Raw genomic sequence first — 14,697 nt, forward strand, 5'->3', positions numbered from 1 at the left:
GAGGCACAATAAAACACCCCGCCGGCAATGCCGGCGGGGTGTTTTTTCATGCCGCTGGCGGATGCCAGCTCAGCGCGACATTACAGCATGCTGCGCAGCACGTAGTGCAGGATGCCGCCATGGCGGTAATAGGCCATTTCGTTGGCGGTATCGATGCGGCACAGCGCCTCTATCTTCTTCTCGCCCTTGCTGGATGCAATGGTCACCGTGACCTTGCCCCCGGGCTCGATATCGGCAATGCCCTCGATGGAGATCGTTTCATCGCCGGTCATGCCCAGCGACTTGCGATCCTCGCCTTCGGGGAACTGCAGGGGCAGCACGCCCATGCCGATCAGGTTGGAACGGTGGATACGTTCGTAGGATTCGGCGATCACCGCGCGTACGCCGAGCAGCCGGGTGCCCTTGGCGGCCCAGTCGCGCGACGAGCCGGTACCGTACTCCTTGCCGGCGACCACCACGAGCGGCGTGGATTCCTCGGCGTACTTCATCGCCGCATCGTAGATCGCCATCTGCTCGCCGGACGGCACGTGGCGCGTATAGCCGCCCTCGACGTCATCGAGCATCTCGTTCTTGATGCGCACGTTGGCGAAGGTGCCGCGCATCATCACCTCGTGATTGCCGCGACGCGAGCCGTAGGAGTTGAAATCCTTGGGCTTCACGCCGTTTTCCTGCAGGTAGCGACCGGCAGGGCTATCCGGCTTGATCGCGCCGGCCGGCGAGATGTGGTCGGTGGTCACCGAGTCGCCGAGCATGGCCAGCACGCTGGCGTTCTTGACGTCTTCCAGCGGTGCGGGCTCCTTGCCCATGCCTTCGAAGAATGGCGGGTGCTGGATGTAGGTGGAATTCTTGTTCCACGCGTAGACATCGCTTTCCGGCACTTCGAGCGACTTCCAGATCTCGTCGCCCTCGAAGACCTCGCCGTATTCCTTGCGGTACATCTCGGTTCTGACCTGCTCGACGGCCGTGGCGATTTCTGCCTGGCTCGGCCAGATGTCCTTCAGATAGACCGGGTTGCCGTCACGGTCGTTGCCGAGCGGGTCCTTGGAGAGGTCGATGCGCATGTTGCCGGCCAGGGCATAGGCCACGACCAGGGGCGGTGACGCCAGCCAGTTGGTGGGCACCAGCGGATGGATGCGGCCTTCGAAGTTGCGGTTGCCGGACAACACCGAGGCCACGGTCAGATCGCCGTCGTCGATGGCCTTCTCGATGGCCTCGGGCAGCGGACCGGAGTTGCCGATGCAGGTGGTGCAACCGTAGCCGACCAGGTTGAAGCCGAGTTCGTTGAGATCGTTCTGGGTGCCGCTGGCATCCAGGTAATCGGTGACCACCTTGGAACCCGGCGCCAGCGAGGTCTTGACCCAGGGCTTGGTGGTGAGGCCTTTTTCCACGGCCTTTTGCGCCAACAGCCCGGCGGCCAGCATGACGCTGGGGTTGGAGGTGTTGGTGCACGAGGTGATGGCGGCAATGACCACCGCGCCGTGATCGAGCTGGAAGTTCTCGCCGTCGATTTCGCACGCCTGGCTATCACCGCTCTCGGCGCCTTCCTCGTTGCCCACGGCAGTCTGGCCGCCCTCGGAGAGCCACTTGCCCTGTTCGGTCGGGGCGGCATCCGGCTTGCGGTCCTCGAGGATCTTCTCGAAGGTGGACTTCATGTCGGTCAGGGCGACGCGGTCCTGGGGCCGCTTGGGGCCGGCCAGGCTGGACTCGACCTCGCCCATGTCGAGATGCAGCGTGTCGCTGAAGATCGGCTCGGCACCGGGTTCGCGCCACAGGCCCTGGGCCTTGGTATAGGCTTCGACGAGCGCGATCTGGTGCTCGTCACGGCCGGTCAGGCGCATGTAGTTGAGCGTTTCCTCGTCGACCGGGAAGAACCCGCAGGTGGCCCCGTACTCGGGCGCCATGTTGCCGATGGTGGCGCGGTCCGCCAGCGGCAGGTCCTTGAGGCCGTCGCCGTAGAATTCGACGAACTTGCCCACCACACCCTTCTGACGCAGCATCTGCGTGACCGTCAGCACCAGGTCGGTGGCGGTGATGCCTTCACGCAGCTTGCCGGTGAGCTTGAAGCCGACGACCTCGGGAATCAGCATCGAGACCGGCTGGCCGAGCATGGCGGCTTCGGCTTCGATGCCGCCGACACCCCAGCCGAGTACGCCCAGGCCGTTGATCATGGTGGTGTGGGAGTCGGTGCCGACCAGGGTGTCCGGATAGGCGAACGTCTTGCCGTCTTCTTCCTTCGTCCACACCGTCTTGCCCAGGTATTCCAGGTTGACCTGGTGGCAGATGCCGGTCCCCGGCGGCACGACGCGGAAGTTATCGAATGCCTGCTGGCCCCAGCGCAGGAATTCGTAACGTTCCCGGTTGCGCTCCATCTCGATGGCGACGTTGTCCTTGAACGACGACGGATCGCCGAAATGGTCGACCATGACCGAGTGGTCGATGACCAGATCCACCGGCGACAGCGGGTTGATGCGGTCGGCCGACTCGCCGAGGCGCTTGACGGCATCGCGCATGGCGGCCAGGTCCACGACCCCGGGGACACCGGTGAAATCCTGCATCAGAACACGGGCCGGGCGGTAGCCGATCTCGCGGGTGGAACGTGCCTCTTTCTGCCAATCGACGAGCGCCTGCATGTCCTCGGGGGAGACGCTTTCATCATCGCTGTAACGCAGCTGGTTCTCGAGCAACACCTTGAGCGTCATGGGAAGCCGCGAGGCATCGCCGAATGCTTGGGCAGCCTTGTCCAGACTGTAGTAGTGGTAGGTACGATCGCCGACATCGAGTGTCGATAACGTATTCTGTGGAGCTTCGGACATGTGGGGCCCTCCTCCTCATGCTGGACGATTTTACATGGCGAACGCCGAACCACCCTGCGTCTTCTTGTGCCGCATAGGCCGAGGGACAATCCAGCGGCCCGGTTCGCCGCGAGTCAGGTTCCTTCGGCGATCTCGCGAGACTCGCCGATAGCGATGACATGGTCATGATACGCCTTTATTTCAAGCACTCCCATGTCACCAAGGTGGCAGGCGACAGGCCTGGTCGGCACCGGGCGTCCGGCCGTGATATCGAAGAATCTCGGTGCGCGGCTTGAAAGGACGATGTATCGTCCCGACATTCATGAGCATGACGTGCCTGAAGCATAGACGTTCAGGTGCGTATGCCGCACGCGAGGAGTCGCGATGAACGAAGAGATGCTGTTTCCCTGGCCGGCGACCTGTCCCTACTGCGATACGGCGTTCGATCTGCTGATCGACAGTAGCGCGGGCAGCCACGAGACATGGGAGGACTGTCCTCGGTGCTGTGCGCCGATTCAAGTGCAGGTCTCGGTGTCCGAGTTCAGCGGTGAACTCGAGGATGTCACGCTGGGGCGCGACGACGACGTCTTTTGAGCATCTCGGTGTCATGCGCGGCCCCTGGCCGTGCAGGGCACGCGTCAGGTTATCGACCCGATAGGAAGTGCCTATACCATCCATTGGGGCAATCAAATTGGCATAATGGGAACCCGCCGTTAGCCTTGGCAGGGTTTCATTACAGTCATCCACCCGACTTTTCAGGAGACATGAATGAGCGTATTGGTTGGACGTCAGGTACCCGATTTTGAAGCGGCAGCGGTTCTGGGCGATGGCACCATCGTCGAAGACTTCAAGCTGTCCGAAACCAACGGCAAGCTGCGTGTCGTCTTTTTCTGGCCGCTGGACTTCACCTTTGTCTGCCCGTCAGAGATCATCGCCCACGACAACCGTCTGGCGCAGTTCCGCGAGCTGGGCGTCGAGGTGATCGGGGTGTCCATCGACTCTCAGTTCACTCACCACGCATGGCGCAAGACGCCCCACGACAAGGGCGGCATCGGTGAAGTCGGCTTCCCGATCGTGGCCGACGTCAAGCACGAGATCACGCAGGCCTTCGGCATCGAGCATCCGGAAGCCGGCGTCGCGCTGCGCGCGTCCTTCCTGATCGACGAAGACGGCGTCGTCCAGCACCAGGTCGTCAACAACCTGCCGCTGGGCCGCAACGTCGACGAGATGCTGCGCATGGTCAAGGCCCTCAAGTTCCACCAGAAGAACGGCGAAGTGTGCCCGGCAGGCTGGGACGAAGGCCAGGAAGGCATGAAGGACACCGCCGAAGGCGTCGCCAAGTACCTGGGTTCTCACTCCGACGAACTCTAAGTACCGGCGCTTGTGCAGCGAAGGGCGGCCAAACGGCCGCCCTTTGCCGTAGCGACAAGCGGCTTGTGGGATGCAGACGAGGCCTTCATCCCACAACCCGTTTTTTCGGCCCTCACACCGGTCAGCGTATCCAGTAAGCGAGGTTTTCCATGAGCGACGTGCGTCACGAACGACTGATCATTCTCGGTTCCGGCCCCGCCGGCTACACGGCGGCCGTCTATGCGGCACGCGCCAATCTCAAGCCGCTGCTGATTACGGGCATGCAGGCGGGCGGCCAGTTGACGACCACCACCGATGTGGACAACTGGCCGGGCGATGCCGAAGGCGTGCAGGGACCGGAGCTGATGGAGCGCATGCGTAGCCATGCCGAGCGTTTCGATACCGAAGTGCTGTTCGACCATATCAACGAGGTCGAGCTGCGCGAGCGCCCGTTCGTGCTCAAGGGCGAAAACGGCACCTATACCTGCGATGCCCTGATCATTTCCACCGGGGCCAGCGCGCGCTATCTGGGCCTGCCGTCCGAAGAGAAGTTCATGGGGCAGGGCGTGTCCGCCTGCGCGACCTGCGACGGCTTCTTCTACCGTGGCCAGGAAGTCGTGGTCGTCGGCGGGGGCAACACCGCCGTCGAGGAAGCCCTGTATCTTTCCAATATCGCCTCCAAGGTGACGCTGGTGCATCGCCGCGACAGTCTGCGTGCCGAGAAGATCCTCCAGGACAAGCTGTTCGAGAAGGTCGAGAACGGCAACATGGAGGTGATCTGGAACCACACGCTCGAGGAGGTGCTGGGCGACAACACCGGCGTGACCGGCGTGCGCCTGATCTCCACCGTCGACGGGGCGTCACGGGAAATCCAGGCGCCGGGCTTGTTCGTCGCCATCGGCCACTCGCCGAATACCGGCATTTTCGAAGGGCAGCTGGAGATGAACAACGGCTACATTCGGGTCAAGTCCGGCCTCGAGGGCAATGCCACCATGACCAGCGTGCCGGGCGTCTTCGCCGCCGGCGACGTCATGGACCACGTCTACCGCCAGGCGGTCACCTCCGCGGGGACCGGCTGCATGGCGGCCCTCGATGCCGAGCGTTATCTCGACGGCCTGGAGTGATCACGGCTCGCCGCATGCACATGCCGGCATCGACCGCGCCCGCGAAGCGATTCGCGGGCGTTGGCGTGTGTGGGAGGGCGATAACCGACGGGAGGTGATGCATGCGTGTTCCGCGCGATGACGCGGCGGCCTCCATGACCTGGCTCGCCACGCTCGTCGAGGCCTGTCAGGCGCAGGATCATCGCGGCGTGGTGTGGGTCGCCGCGCCTGGCGAGCAGGCCCTGGCCAGGGCCTGCGCCATCCACCGCTCGCGCGAGTGGCATGCGCCCTTGTGGGTCGGGGAGGGCGAGCCCGGGGCGGACATGCCGGCCATCGACCGGCTGCCCATGAGTCAGGCGCGCTCGCGTCTGGGGCAGGAACACGACTTGCTGATCTTCGATGCCCGTACGCCAGGCTCGGGCTTCGATCCCGATGCCTTCGGCGCGCTGAGCGGCACCGTGCGGGCCGGCGGGTTGCTGGTCGTGCTGACGCCCGCGGAATGGACCACCGGCACGGCGCATCCCGACAACGACTACGCACGCCTGGCGCACTGGCCGCACGATGCGCATTCCTTGAGCGTGCACTACCTGACCCGCCTGGCGCGCGTGCTGCATCGCGACGCCGGGGTCTGGTACTGGCCCGCCGAGCGGCGTATGCCGCGCCCCGGACGGTTGCCCTCGAGCGAGGCGTCGCCGCCGCGACCCGACGACACAGCCTGCGTGACCGCCGACCAGGCCGCCGCCGTGCATCGCCTGACACGGCTGCGTCGCCGGCGCCCCGTGGTGTTGAGTGCCGATCGTGGCCGCGGCAAGTCCGCGGCACTGGGCATTGCCGCGGCCCGGCGTTTGCAGGCGGGCGAGACGCTGCTGTGGGTCACCGCGCCGCGTCGCGCCTCGGTCGAGCCGCTGTTCGCGCGGTTGGCGGCCTTGTTTCCGCACGGACACCGGGCGGAAGGACGCTTTCAGGTCACACTGGCGTCGCGGGCGTGCGAAGTGCGCTTTCTGGCCCCGGATGCCGTGATCGAGGCCTTGAGCGCACCGGACGTCGACCGACGCGCGCCGCCGACCCTGTTCGTCGACGAGGCCGCTGCCATTCCCACACCGCTTCTCGCTCGCTGGCTGGAGGCCTTTCCCCGTCTCGCGTTCGCCACCACCGTGCACGGATACGAGGGCACCGGGCGTGGCTTTCAGATTCGGTTCTACGCACGCCTGTCCCGAGATACACCCGATTGGCGCGAGGTTCGTCTCGCGGCACCGGTGCGCTGGGCCGAGGGCGATCCTCTGGAGCGCCTGACCCGTGACATGCTGCTGCTCGATGCCGCGCCGGCCGACGATGCCGAGGCCACGGCGGCGCTGGCGGCCTCGCCAGTGCACATTCGCTGGCTGGACCGGGCGGCGCTGGCCGAGGACGAGTCGATGCTGGCGGCACTGTTCGGACTGCTGGTGCAGGCCCATTACCGCACCACGCCCGGCGATCTGCGCCAATTGCTCGATGGTCCCGACGTGCGCCTTGCGGTGGCCTACGCCGGCACGACCTGTCTCGGCGTGTGCCAGGTACAGGCGGAAGGTGGTTTTCCCGAGGACCTGGCCGAGCGCGTGGTCCTCGGTGAGCGTCGGCCGCGGGGGCATCTGCTGGCCCAGTCGCTGGCGGCGCACGGCGGTTGGCAAGCGGCCCTGACGTCGCGTTGGTGGCGCATCATGCGCATCGCCGTGCACCCCGCCGCCCGACGTCGCGGCATCGGGCGCGCCTTGGTCGAGGCGGTGGCGGAGGCAGCGCCGGCGGCGGGCATCGATCGGCTGGGCGTGAGCTTTGGTGCCGAGGCGTCGTTGATCGCCTTCTGGCACCGCCAGGGCTTCGTCTCGCTGCGCCTGGGGCTGACCCGCGACGCGGCGAGCGGCGAGCACGCCTTGATGATGGGGCGTTCGCCAGCGGGGGCGGGCGATGGGTCGCTCGAGACCTGGGCGCATGCCTTGCAAGACGCCTTGCCGGGGTTGCTCGCCTTCGAGCTGAATGCGCTGGAAGGGGAGGTGGCGACGGCATTGCTGCGCGAAGGCCCGGTACCGGTGGTGTCAGCGGCGCTCGTCGCACGGCTGGCGCACTATGCGCGCGGCGCAGGAGAGTTGTCGCTCGCCCGCCCATGGCTGTGCGAGGCGTGGCTGGCCTGGTGGCGTGCACGGCCGGCAGTCGATGACGAGACGCCCTGCGAGGAGACGCGGGCGCTGCGCGAGTGGGCCAGCGTGCTGTTCCAGGGGCGCGATGCCGAGACGACGCCCTCGCGCGGCCGGCAGGCACGGCTGGCGCACTGGCGTCACATGGCCGCGGCGCTGCACCGTCGCCTGACGGCGACGGCCTGAGTGTCGCGACTGGCGGACTTGCGTTGCACGGTGCAGCGCGTAAGGTGTCATGACGCCCGGCACGTGCCGCGTCGCGCTCCCTTGATCGCGCGTCGTTACCGGGAGACGGGGCACGTGATGCCGGCGGCTCCCAACAGGACGATTTCTCATGAACGATCATCTTCTGCAACTTTCTCCCGAACCGCTGTGGCGCCATTTTCGTACGCTGTGCAACACGCCGCGCCCCTCCGGTCACGAAGCGCCCCTGATCGCCACGCTGACGGCCTGGGCCGACGCCCACGGCTTGACGCACGAGCGTGACGCCGCCGGCAACCTGTTGATCCGCAAGGCGGCGACGCCGGGCTGCGAGGCGTTGCCCGGCGTCATTCTGCAGGGCCATCTGGACATGGTGGCCCAGGCCAACGCCGAGCATCCCCACGATTTCACCCGCGACCCCATCCAGACCTATGTCGAGGAAGGCTGGCTGCATGCCCACGAGACGACACTGGGTGCCGACAACGGCATCGGCGTCGCCGCCGCATTGGCCATTCTCGAGGACGAGACGCTGCGCCATGGTCCGCTGGAGGCACTGTTCACGCTGGAGGAGGAAGCCTCGATGCGTGGCGCTCTGGAGCTCGACACGGACTGGCTGCAGGGGCGTTATCTGCTCAACCTCGATTCCGAGGACCGGGGGCAGGTGTATATCGGCTGTGCGGGCGGCGCCGACGTGGTGGTCGAGGCACGCCTGCCGACGCGGGACCTCGGCGAGCACGAAGTGGTTCGGCAGGTCGCCCTGACCGGCCTGGTGGGCGGCCATTCGGGGATCGATATCCACAAGGGGCGTGGCAACGCCAATCGCTTGCTGGTGCGCGTGCTCCGTGCCCTGGAGCCCTTCGGCGCTTGCCTGGTGGCCTATCAGGGCGGCACGTTGCGCAATGCGCTGCCGCGCGAAGCCTTCGCCAGCATCGCGTTGCCCGCCGACGAAGAGGCGGCCGTCGTCGCGCGCCTGGCCGAGTTGCAGGCCGAGCTTGCCGCTGAACTGGCGGGCGTCGACGAAGACGTGCAGCTTGCCCTGGAGCCTGCCGAGTCCGCCGCGCCGTTGACCGGCGCCGCGAGCCGTCTCTTGATCGCGGCCCTGCATGTGGCGCCGTGCGGTGTCGAACGCATGAGCGTGGAAGTGCCCGGGGTCGTGGAAACCTCCAACAATCTGGGGGTGGTCAAGCTCGACGAAGGGCGTTTCCATCTCTGTGCCCTGGTGCGTTCGCTGCGCGACAGCGCCACGCAGGATCTCGCCGATCGCTTTCGGGCACTGTTCTCGTTGATCGGCGCGGAAACGCGCGTCGAAAACGCCTATCCCGGCTGGACACCGGCGCCCGAGAGCACCCTGCTGGCGCGTTTTCGGCGCCTGCATCTCGAGCGCACCGGCGTCGACCCGGACGTCAAGGTCATCCATGCCGGACTGGAATGCGGCATTCTCGGTGGCAAGTATCCTCAGCTGGAGATGATTTCCTTCGGCCCCTTGATTCGCGGCGCCCATTCGCCGGCGGAGCGTGTCGAGATCGACTCGGTGGCCGAGTTCTGGCAAGTGCTGCGCGCTATCATCGAGGATCTGGCATCGGCGCGGGCCGCGTGAGCCACAGGAGCATCCGGCAGGCCTAGCGTGATGCCTGCCGCACCGCGTGGAGCCCCGTCTCGGAGATATAGCCACGCTCGTGGGCATGCGCCGCCATGGCGGCGCTGTCGTCGGACAGCAGCAGTTCGCAGTCGGTATGCTCGATCTCGTCGCGCAGGCGCGCGATGGCCGTCTCGCGATCGGTCTTGCGGTCGACCCGGCGAATGTAGATCGCCTTCACCCGCCCCGGGTTTTCCTTGACGATGCGGGTGTAGACCTCCGGGTCGTGCTGGCCGCTGTCGCCGATCAACACGCAGGGCAGGTCGCCGAACAGGGTGATCATCTGCGTGATCAGGTCGTACTTGTGGTCCTCGGCGCGACGCGGCCAGGGATGACGCCAGGAAATGCCCCATTCGCGCAGAAACAGGATCGGGCCGACCGGTATGTGGTTGAGCTGGAAGAAGGCTTCGAGGACCTCGTAGATGCTCCAGGGGCCTCGCGAGACATAAAGGATCGGGCGGCGTGCGTCACCCGCCGTGCCGGCGTGCAGGGCCTGGTAGAACTCGGCGACACCGGGAAAGGCCGTGCGTCGGTGCGCCTTCTCCACGAACAGGCGATACAGCATGCGCAGCTTGTCGGCGACGCCGGTGTGCATCACCGTGTCGTCGATATCGCTGATCACCATGAGGTCGGTATTGGGCGGCGGGATGTAGACGTCGGCACGCGTGCGCACGTTTTCCCGATCCGGCGTGATCACTTCCAGTTCCGCGCGATGCCAGGAAACATGCTCGTCGAGCGGGACATCGAGTGGCAGGCGCACATCGAAATATCCGTCGTGGTCGGTGGTGACGGTGGCGCTGTTCTCGCCCAGGCGGATGCGCACCTCGGCGTCGGCAAAGCCGCGCCGGGCGAGACGGCGGGTGACGTCGGCGGCATCGCGCAGCGCGCCGCGTCGTGGGATCACCCGTGCCAGACCGACCTGGCGAAAGACGCGCCCCATCAGAAAGGCTTCATGGTGCGAGCCGTACCCCCGGTACGGGTGAACGACCGGCCCGCCTTCGCCCCGGTCGGACTTCATGGGACGCGCGAACAGACGCAACAGACTCTTGGCGATGACATGCAGGCGTCGCCCGACACGCGCCATGCCACCCCGGGAGCCGACGTCACTCGCGGCGGAGGCCGCACGCAAAGCGCCCGCCTCTTGCGAGGCGGGCGTCGATTGGCGTCGATGGGCTGCCATCAGGCGTGTTGTCCGCTGTGGCGACCTTCGGCCAACTCCTCGATCAGTTTGTCGTTGAAGGCGTCCAGGTCCTTGGGCGTCCGGCTGGTGACGAGCCCGTTGTCGACCACGACCTTCTCGTCGACCCACTCGGCCCCGGCATTCTTGAGATCCTGGGCGACGGAGGCGACCGAGGTCATGCGACGTCCTTCGACGACGCCGGCATTGATCAGGATCCACGGCGCGTGGCAGATCGCCGCTACCGGCTTGCCGGCTTCGAAGAAGCCGCGGACGAAATCGAGAGCCTGGTCGTTGAGGCGCAGTTCATCGGGGTTGAACAGCCCGCCGGGCAATACCAGAGCGTGATAGTCGGTCGAGTCGACATCGCTCAATGCCTTGTCGGCCTCGTAGGTATCGCCCCAGTCGGTCTCTGCCCAGGCACGAATGCCCTTGCCGTCCGGGGAGACCACATGTACTTCGACGCCTTGACTGCGCAGGGCAGCACGCGGTGCGGAGAGTTCGGACTCTTCGAAACCGTGAGTGGCGAGAATGGCGACGCGCTTGCCTGACTGTGCTTGACTCATCGTGACCTCCTGGTCGTGATGCTCCATGAGTGGGCGACCGCCCCCGGACATTCCCGGTCCGGCATCGACGGCCTCAGTTCACCAGTTTGGGTCATCGAGGCGGGACTTCAAGCCCCGATTGCTTGCGTCGTCGCGCCGAGTGGGGGAAGGTGACGCGCGAAGTCGTTGATCGATCGTTTTCCTCGCGCGTCTGCAACCGTCGGTATCATGTCATGCCCAGCACAGTTCTTGCCCCTTCTTTCCTTCTGGCCCTCGCGGGGCTGATGGCGCTCGCCACGTTGACGCTCGGCGTGGCATGGCGGCGCGAGCGAGGGCGCCGCGTGGCGGCGGAGCAAGAAGCCGAAAGCGTGCGGCACCGCCTCGATGAGGATGACGCGACCCGCGCCCGACTGGAGCGTGAGCTGGCCCAGAGCGACGCCCAGCTGGATGCCGCACGCGAACAGGGACTGGAGACCCAGCGCCGTCTGGCGCAGTGCGAACGAGAGCTCGGCGATCGCCAGGAGCAACTGGCGGCGCTGCGCGAGCGCCATGGTCGCCTGGAGACACAGCGCGAGCAGGAACACGCGCACCATGCGGAAAAACTCGCCCTGCTCGAGGAAGCGCGGACACGGCTCACGCAGGATTTCGAGGCCCTGGCGGGACGCATTTTCGAGGAGCGCCAGCAGGCCTTCAGCGCGCAGAGCCGTGAAAGCCTCGAGACCCTGCTGGCGCCGTTTCGCGAACAGGTCGGCGACTTTCGGGCGCGTCTCGAGGAAATTCACGGGCAGTCGCTCCGCGAGCGTTCTTCCCTCAAGACGCAGATCGAGCATCTGGCAACCTTGAACCGCCAGATCACCGAGGAGGCCTCGAATCTGACGCGGGCTCTCAAGGGCGACAAGAAGATGCAGGGCGACTGGGGCGAAGTGATGCTCGAATCGGTGCTCGAGCGCTCCGGCCTGCGCCGCGACATCGAATACAAGCGCGAAGTGTCGATCGAGGGCGATGCGGGACGTCAGCGTCCCGATGCCGTCATCTACCTGCCCGACCAGCGCCACCTGATCGTCGATGCCAAGGTCTCGCTCAATGCCTACGTGCGTTACGTCAACGCCGAGGACGATGCCACGCGCGCGCAGGCCCTGCGGGCCCATGTGCAGGCCGTGCGGGGGCATATCGAAGCCCTGTCGGGGCGTGACTATCCACGGTTGCCGGGACTCAATTCACCGGATTTCGTGTTCCTGTTCATGCCCGTCGAACCGGCGTTTGCCGTCGCCTTTCAGCATGACGAAACCCTCTTCCACGATGCCTTTGCCCGCGACATCGTGGTGGTCACGCCGACCACGCTGCTGGCGAGCCTGAGAACCGTGGCCAGCCTGTGGACGCTGGAGCGTCAGAACGACAATGCCCGCGTCATCGCCGAGCGAGCGGGCAAGCTGCTCGACAAGTTTCGCGGTTTCGTGGACAGCCTCGAGGAAGTCGGGCGTCACCTGGAACGTGCCGATGGCAGCTACCGGCAAGCGATGGGACGTCTCTCCACCGGGCAGGGCAGCCTGGTCAGCCAGGCGTTGATGCTCAAGCGTCTGGGGGTGCGCATGAAGCGTGACCTGCCCGAACACCTGACGCAGGGCGTCGACGACGACGATCCGGAAGCTGTCTCGGAAGACGAGGCGGGGGAGCCGGGCGGTGCGGATGACGCGCGCGCGCCGGGGACCGCGCGCGACGACACGGCCGCCGACCCCTGAAACACGACGCCCGGCGCGAGGCCGGGCGTCGTCATCGTGCGGGTCGTGCCGTCAACGGGGCCATCAGCCCAGATAGGCGCTGAGCATCCATACGGTCTTTTCCTGCTCGCGGATGTAATCGCTCATCTGCGATGCGGTGCCTTCGTCGTCGGCATCGGCGGCCATGGAGTTGATCTCGCGCTGCAGCTCGAGCAGGGCCTGATAGCCTTGCACCAGCCCGCGGACGCATTCGGCGCCATCGTGCACGTTGGTGGCTTCCTGAATGCGCGACACCTTGGCGTAGTCGCTGTAGGCATGCAGCGGCTGATGACCCAGCGTGAGGATGCGCTCGGCGACTTCGTCGACCTTGGCCAGCAGATCGGTGTAGATTTCCTCGAACTTGGTGTGCAGTTCGAAGAAGTTCGGGCCCTTCACGTTCCAGTGATAGCCGCGGGCGTTCATGTAGAAGATCTGGTAGTTGGCCAGCAGCTCGTTGAGCTTCTCGGCCAGCTGGTTGGCACTGTTCTCGTGTAGACCGATGGCGTTGATGTCGGACATGAAGCACCTCCTCGTAGGCAATGGGCAAAGTGTAGAGTGTCGACCTGGGATTGGGTAACGAATCTTTCCCATCGACGGAATAGCCTCTGTACATGAAATGCCCCTGATGGTCGGTTTTTTCAAGGGCAGGGGGTGCGGCATCGTGTCCTGGTCCGGCATTCCGCTAGTCCGGGGAGGCATGAACCCCGTGTCGGTAGCCGAGCTGCCAGAGCCGGACGAGGGTTTCGGCCCGGTCGGCGAGCAATGACGCGGTGCGGGCGAGCGCGTCCGGCAGGGACAGGGGACCGTCGGCCAGGGCGAGGGCGGCTTCGATGCCCTCGTCGTGGACGGCGCGCCAGCCGTCGCCGAGACGCCCCGCGAGCGCGACGGTGGGCACGCCGTGGCGGCGCGCCAGGCGGGCGATGCCCACCGGTGTCTTGCCGGACAGGCTCTGCCCGTCGAGCTGGCCTTCGCCAGTGATGACCAGGCTGGCCTCCGTCAGCAAGCGATCGAAGCCGACCTGTTCCATGACCAGTTCGATGCCGGGTTTCAAGCGGGCGCCAAGGAAGGCGGCGGCCGCGAATCCCATGCCCCCGGCGGCGCCGGCACCCGCCAGTGTGCGGTGATCCTCGCCGAGCGCGTCGGCGGCATGCTCGGCGAAATGCGCCAGGGCCGCGTCGAGACGTGCCACGTCCTCGGGCGTGGCGCCCTTCTGGGGGCCGAAGACCGCGCTGGCGCCACGCTCGCCGAGCAGGGGGTTGTCGACATCCACGGCGGTATCCACCGCCAGCGAGGCTAGACGCGGGTCCAGTCCGCTCAGGTCGAGCCGGGCGAGCGATGCCAGGGCCGCGCCGCCCGGCGGCAAGGGATGGCCCTCATTGTCGAGCAGGCGGGCGCCCAGGGCCTCGAGCATGCCCGCACCGGCGTCGTTGGTGGCGCTGCCGCCGAGAGTGAGAATCAAGCGTTCGGCGCCGGTGTCGAGGGCGGCACGGATCAGCTCGCCGACCCCGAACGTCGTGCTGTGCAGCGCGCTGCGTTCGTCCTGGCGCAGTGGTTGCAGGCCGCTGGCTTCGGCGAGTTCCACATAGGCCGTACGGCTATCGGCGTGCCATCCCCAGGCGGCCTCGGTCGGCCGACCCAGCGCATCGTGGACCTGGGCGCTGCGGCGTTCGGCGCCCGTGGCCGCCAGCAAGGCATCCAGGGTCCCTTCGCCACCGTCACCCATGGGGCACTCCACCAGACTGTCGCGGGACACGACCCGGGCGCAGCCGGCGGCGATGGCGGCGGCGGCGTCGCGGGCCGACAGGGCATCCTTGTAACTATCCGGGGCAATGACGATCTTCATGGGTCGGCCTCTTCAGTGGTCTCCGCCGCGGCGGGGGATGACAAGATAAGATGCAACGTGCTGCACCCTGCGATGCCAGCCTAGCGCATGCGAAGCGACGCGGGAATCCGCCGAACCTGCCACAC

At 66.3% G+C, this 14,697-nt stretch carries 11 protein-coding genes; 6 read left to right on the forward strand and 5 right to left on the reverse strand.

Translation table 11 applies throughout. From position 1 onward, the window contains the following. Positions 1-80 precede the first annotated feature (80 nt). Complete coding sequence (acnA, locus tag ABGX75_RS05600) at positions 81-2,813, reverse strand: aconitate hydratase AcnA (RefSeq protein WP_011508253.1); 2,733 nt, start codon at positions 2,811-2,813, stop codon at positions 81-83. A gap of 363 nt (positions 2,814-3,176) precedes the next feature. Between acnA and ABGX75_RS05605 the strand changes: the two genes are divergently transcribed. The 5 genes from ABGX75_RS05605 to ABGX75_RS05625 all read left to right on the forward strand — a co-directional run bounded on the left by ABGX75_RS05605 (position 3,177) and on the right by ABGX75_RS05625 (position 9,211). Further along, positions 3,177-3,386 (forward strand): CPXCG motif-containing cysteine-rich protein, encoded by a 210-nt coding sequence (locus ABGX75_RS05605; RefSeq protein ID WP_011508252.1) that lies wholly within the window; start codon positions 3,177-3,179, stop codon positions 3,384-3,386. Positions 3,387-3,560: 174 nt separating this feature from the next. Next, complete coding sequence (locus tag ABGX75_RS05610; protein WP_011508251.1) at positions 3,561-4,163, forward strand: peroxiredoxin; 603 nt, start codon at positions 3,561-3,563, stop codon at positions 4,161-4,163. 149 nt (positions 4,164-4,312) lie between these two features. Next, positions 4,313-5,266, forward strand: a complete 954-nt coding sequence (gene trxB, locus ABGX75_RS05615; protein WP_035413294.1) for a thioredoxin-disulfide reductase — start codon at positions 4,313-4,315, stop codon at positions 5,264-5,266. A 101-nt stretch (positions 5,267-5,367) separates the two neighbouring features. Further along, on the forward strand, positions 5,368-7,599 hold the full coding sequence (locus tag ABGX75_RS05620) for a GNAT family N-acetyltransferase (protein WP_110062008.1): 2,232 nt from the start codon (positions 5,368-5,370) through the stop codon (positions 7,597-7,599). Between the two features lie 148 nt (positions 7,600-7,747). Beyond that, entirely contained in the window at positions 7,748-9,211 is a 1,464-nt protein-coding gene (locus ABGX75_RS05625) for an aminoacyl-histidine dipeptidase (RefSeq protein WP_011508248.1), read from the forward strand. A 22-nt stretch (positions 9,212-9,233) separates the two neighbouring features. Here the strand turns inward: ABGX75_RS05625 and ABGX75_RS05630 are convergent, their stop codons facing one another. Together ABGX75_RS05630 and ABGX75_RS05635 are read right to left on the reverse strand one after the other, a co-directional pair. Continuing rightward, positions 9,234-10,268 (reverse strand): phosphatase domain-containing protein, encoded by a 1,035-nt coding sequence (locus ABGX75_RS05630; RefSeq protein WP_148266904.1) that lies wholly within the window; start codon positions 10,266-10,268, stop codon positions 9,234-9,236. 161 nt (positions 10,269-10,429) lie between these two features. After that, a complete protein-coding gene (locus tag ABGX75_RS05635; RefSeq protein WP_035413300.1) occupies positions 10,430-10,993 on the reverse strand; it encodes a type 1 glutamine amidotransferase domain-containing protein in 564 nt (187 codons plus the stop codon). A gap of 212 nt (positions 10,994-11,205) precedes the next feature. Here ABGX75_RS05635 and rmuC point away from each other — a divergent pair, with 212 nt between their 5' ends. After that, complete coding sequence (gene rmuC / locus ABGX75_RS05640) at positions 11,206-12,711, forward strand: DNA recombination protein RmuC (protein ID WP_110062037.1); 1,506 nt, start codon at positions 11,206-11,208, stop codon at positions 12,709-12,711. Between the two features lie 63 nt (positions 12,712-12,774). Here the strand turns inward: rmuC and ABGX75_RS05645 are convergent, their stop codons facing one another. Then, complete coding sequence (locus ABGX75_RS05645) at positions 12,775-13,248, reverse strand: Dps family protein (protein ID WP_035413301.1); 474 nt, start codon at positions 13,246-13,248, stop codon at positions 12,775-12,777. A 163-nt stretch (positions 13,249-13,411) separates the two neighbouring features. Continuing rightward, positions 13,412-14,572: a glycerate kinase gene (locus ABGX75_RS05650; RefSeq protein ID WP_347411237.1), complete on the reverse strand. Its 1,161-nt coding sequence runs from the start codon at positions 14,570-14,572 to the stop codon at positions 13,412-13,414. Between the last annotated feature and the right edge of the window lie 125 nt (positions 14,573-14,697).

This window comes from Chromohalobacter sp. (assembly GCF_039830575.1).
In the GTDB taxonomy this organism is placed as follows: Bacteria; Pseudomonadota; Gammaproteobacteria; order Pseudomonadales; family Halomonadaceae; genus Chromohalobacter; species Chromohalobacter israelensis.

What these genes read in the sequence shown, in the direction of transcription:
- acnA (WP_011508253.1), bottom strand. Translation starts at nt 2,813, where the DNA reads ATGTCCGAAGCTCCACAGAATACGTTATCGACACTCGATGTCGGCGAT.
- ABGX75_RS05605 (WP_011508252.1), top strand. Translation starts at nt 3,177, where the DNA reads ATGAACGAAGAGATGCTGTTTCCCTGGCCGGCGACCTGTCCCTACTGC.
- ABGX75_RS05610 (WP_011508251.1), top strand. Translation starts at nt 3,561, where the DNA reads ATGAGCGTATTGGTTGGACGTCAGGTACCCGATTTTGAAGCGGCAGCG.
- trxB (WP_035413294.1), top strand. Translation starts at nt 4,313, where the DNA reads ATGAGCGACGTGCGTCACGAACGACTGATCATTCTCGGTTCCGGCCCC.
- ABGX75_RS05620 (WP_110062008.1), top strand. Translation starts at nt 5,368, where the DNA reads ATGCGTGTTCCGCGCGATGACGCGGCGGCCTCCATGACCTGGCTCGCC.
- ABGX75_RS05625 (WP_011508248.1), top strand. Translation starts at nt 7,748, where the DNA reads ATGAACGATCATCTTCTGCAACTTTCTCCCGAACCGCTGTGGCGCCAT.
- ABGX75_RS05630 (WP_148266904.1), bottom strand. Translation starts at nt 10,268, where the DNA reads ATGAAGTCCGACCGGGGCGAAGGCGGGCCGGTCGTTCACCCGTACCGG.
- ABGX75_RS05635 (WP_035413300.1), bottom strand. Translation starts at nt 10,993, where the DNA reads ATGAGTCAAGCACAGTCAGGCAAGCGCGTCGCCATTCTCGCCACTCAC.
- rmuC (WP_110062037.1), top strand. Translation starts at nt 11,206, where the DNA reads ATGCCCAGCACAGTTCTTGCCCCTTCTTTCCTTCTGGCCCTCGCGGGG.
- ABGX75_RS05645 (WP_035413301.1), bottom strand. Translation starts at nt 13,248, where the DNA reads ATGTCCGACATCAACGCCATCGGTCTACACGAGAACAGTGCCAACCAG.
- ABGX75_RS05650 (WP_347411237.1), bottom strand. Translation starts at nt 14,572, where the DNA reads ATGAAGATCGTCATTGCCCCGGATAGTTACAAGGATGCCCTGTCGGCC.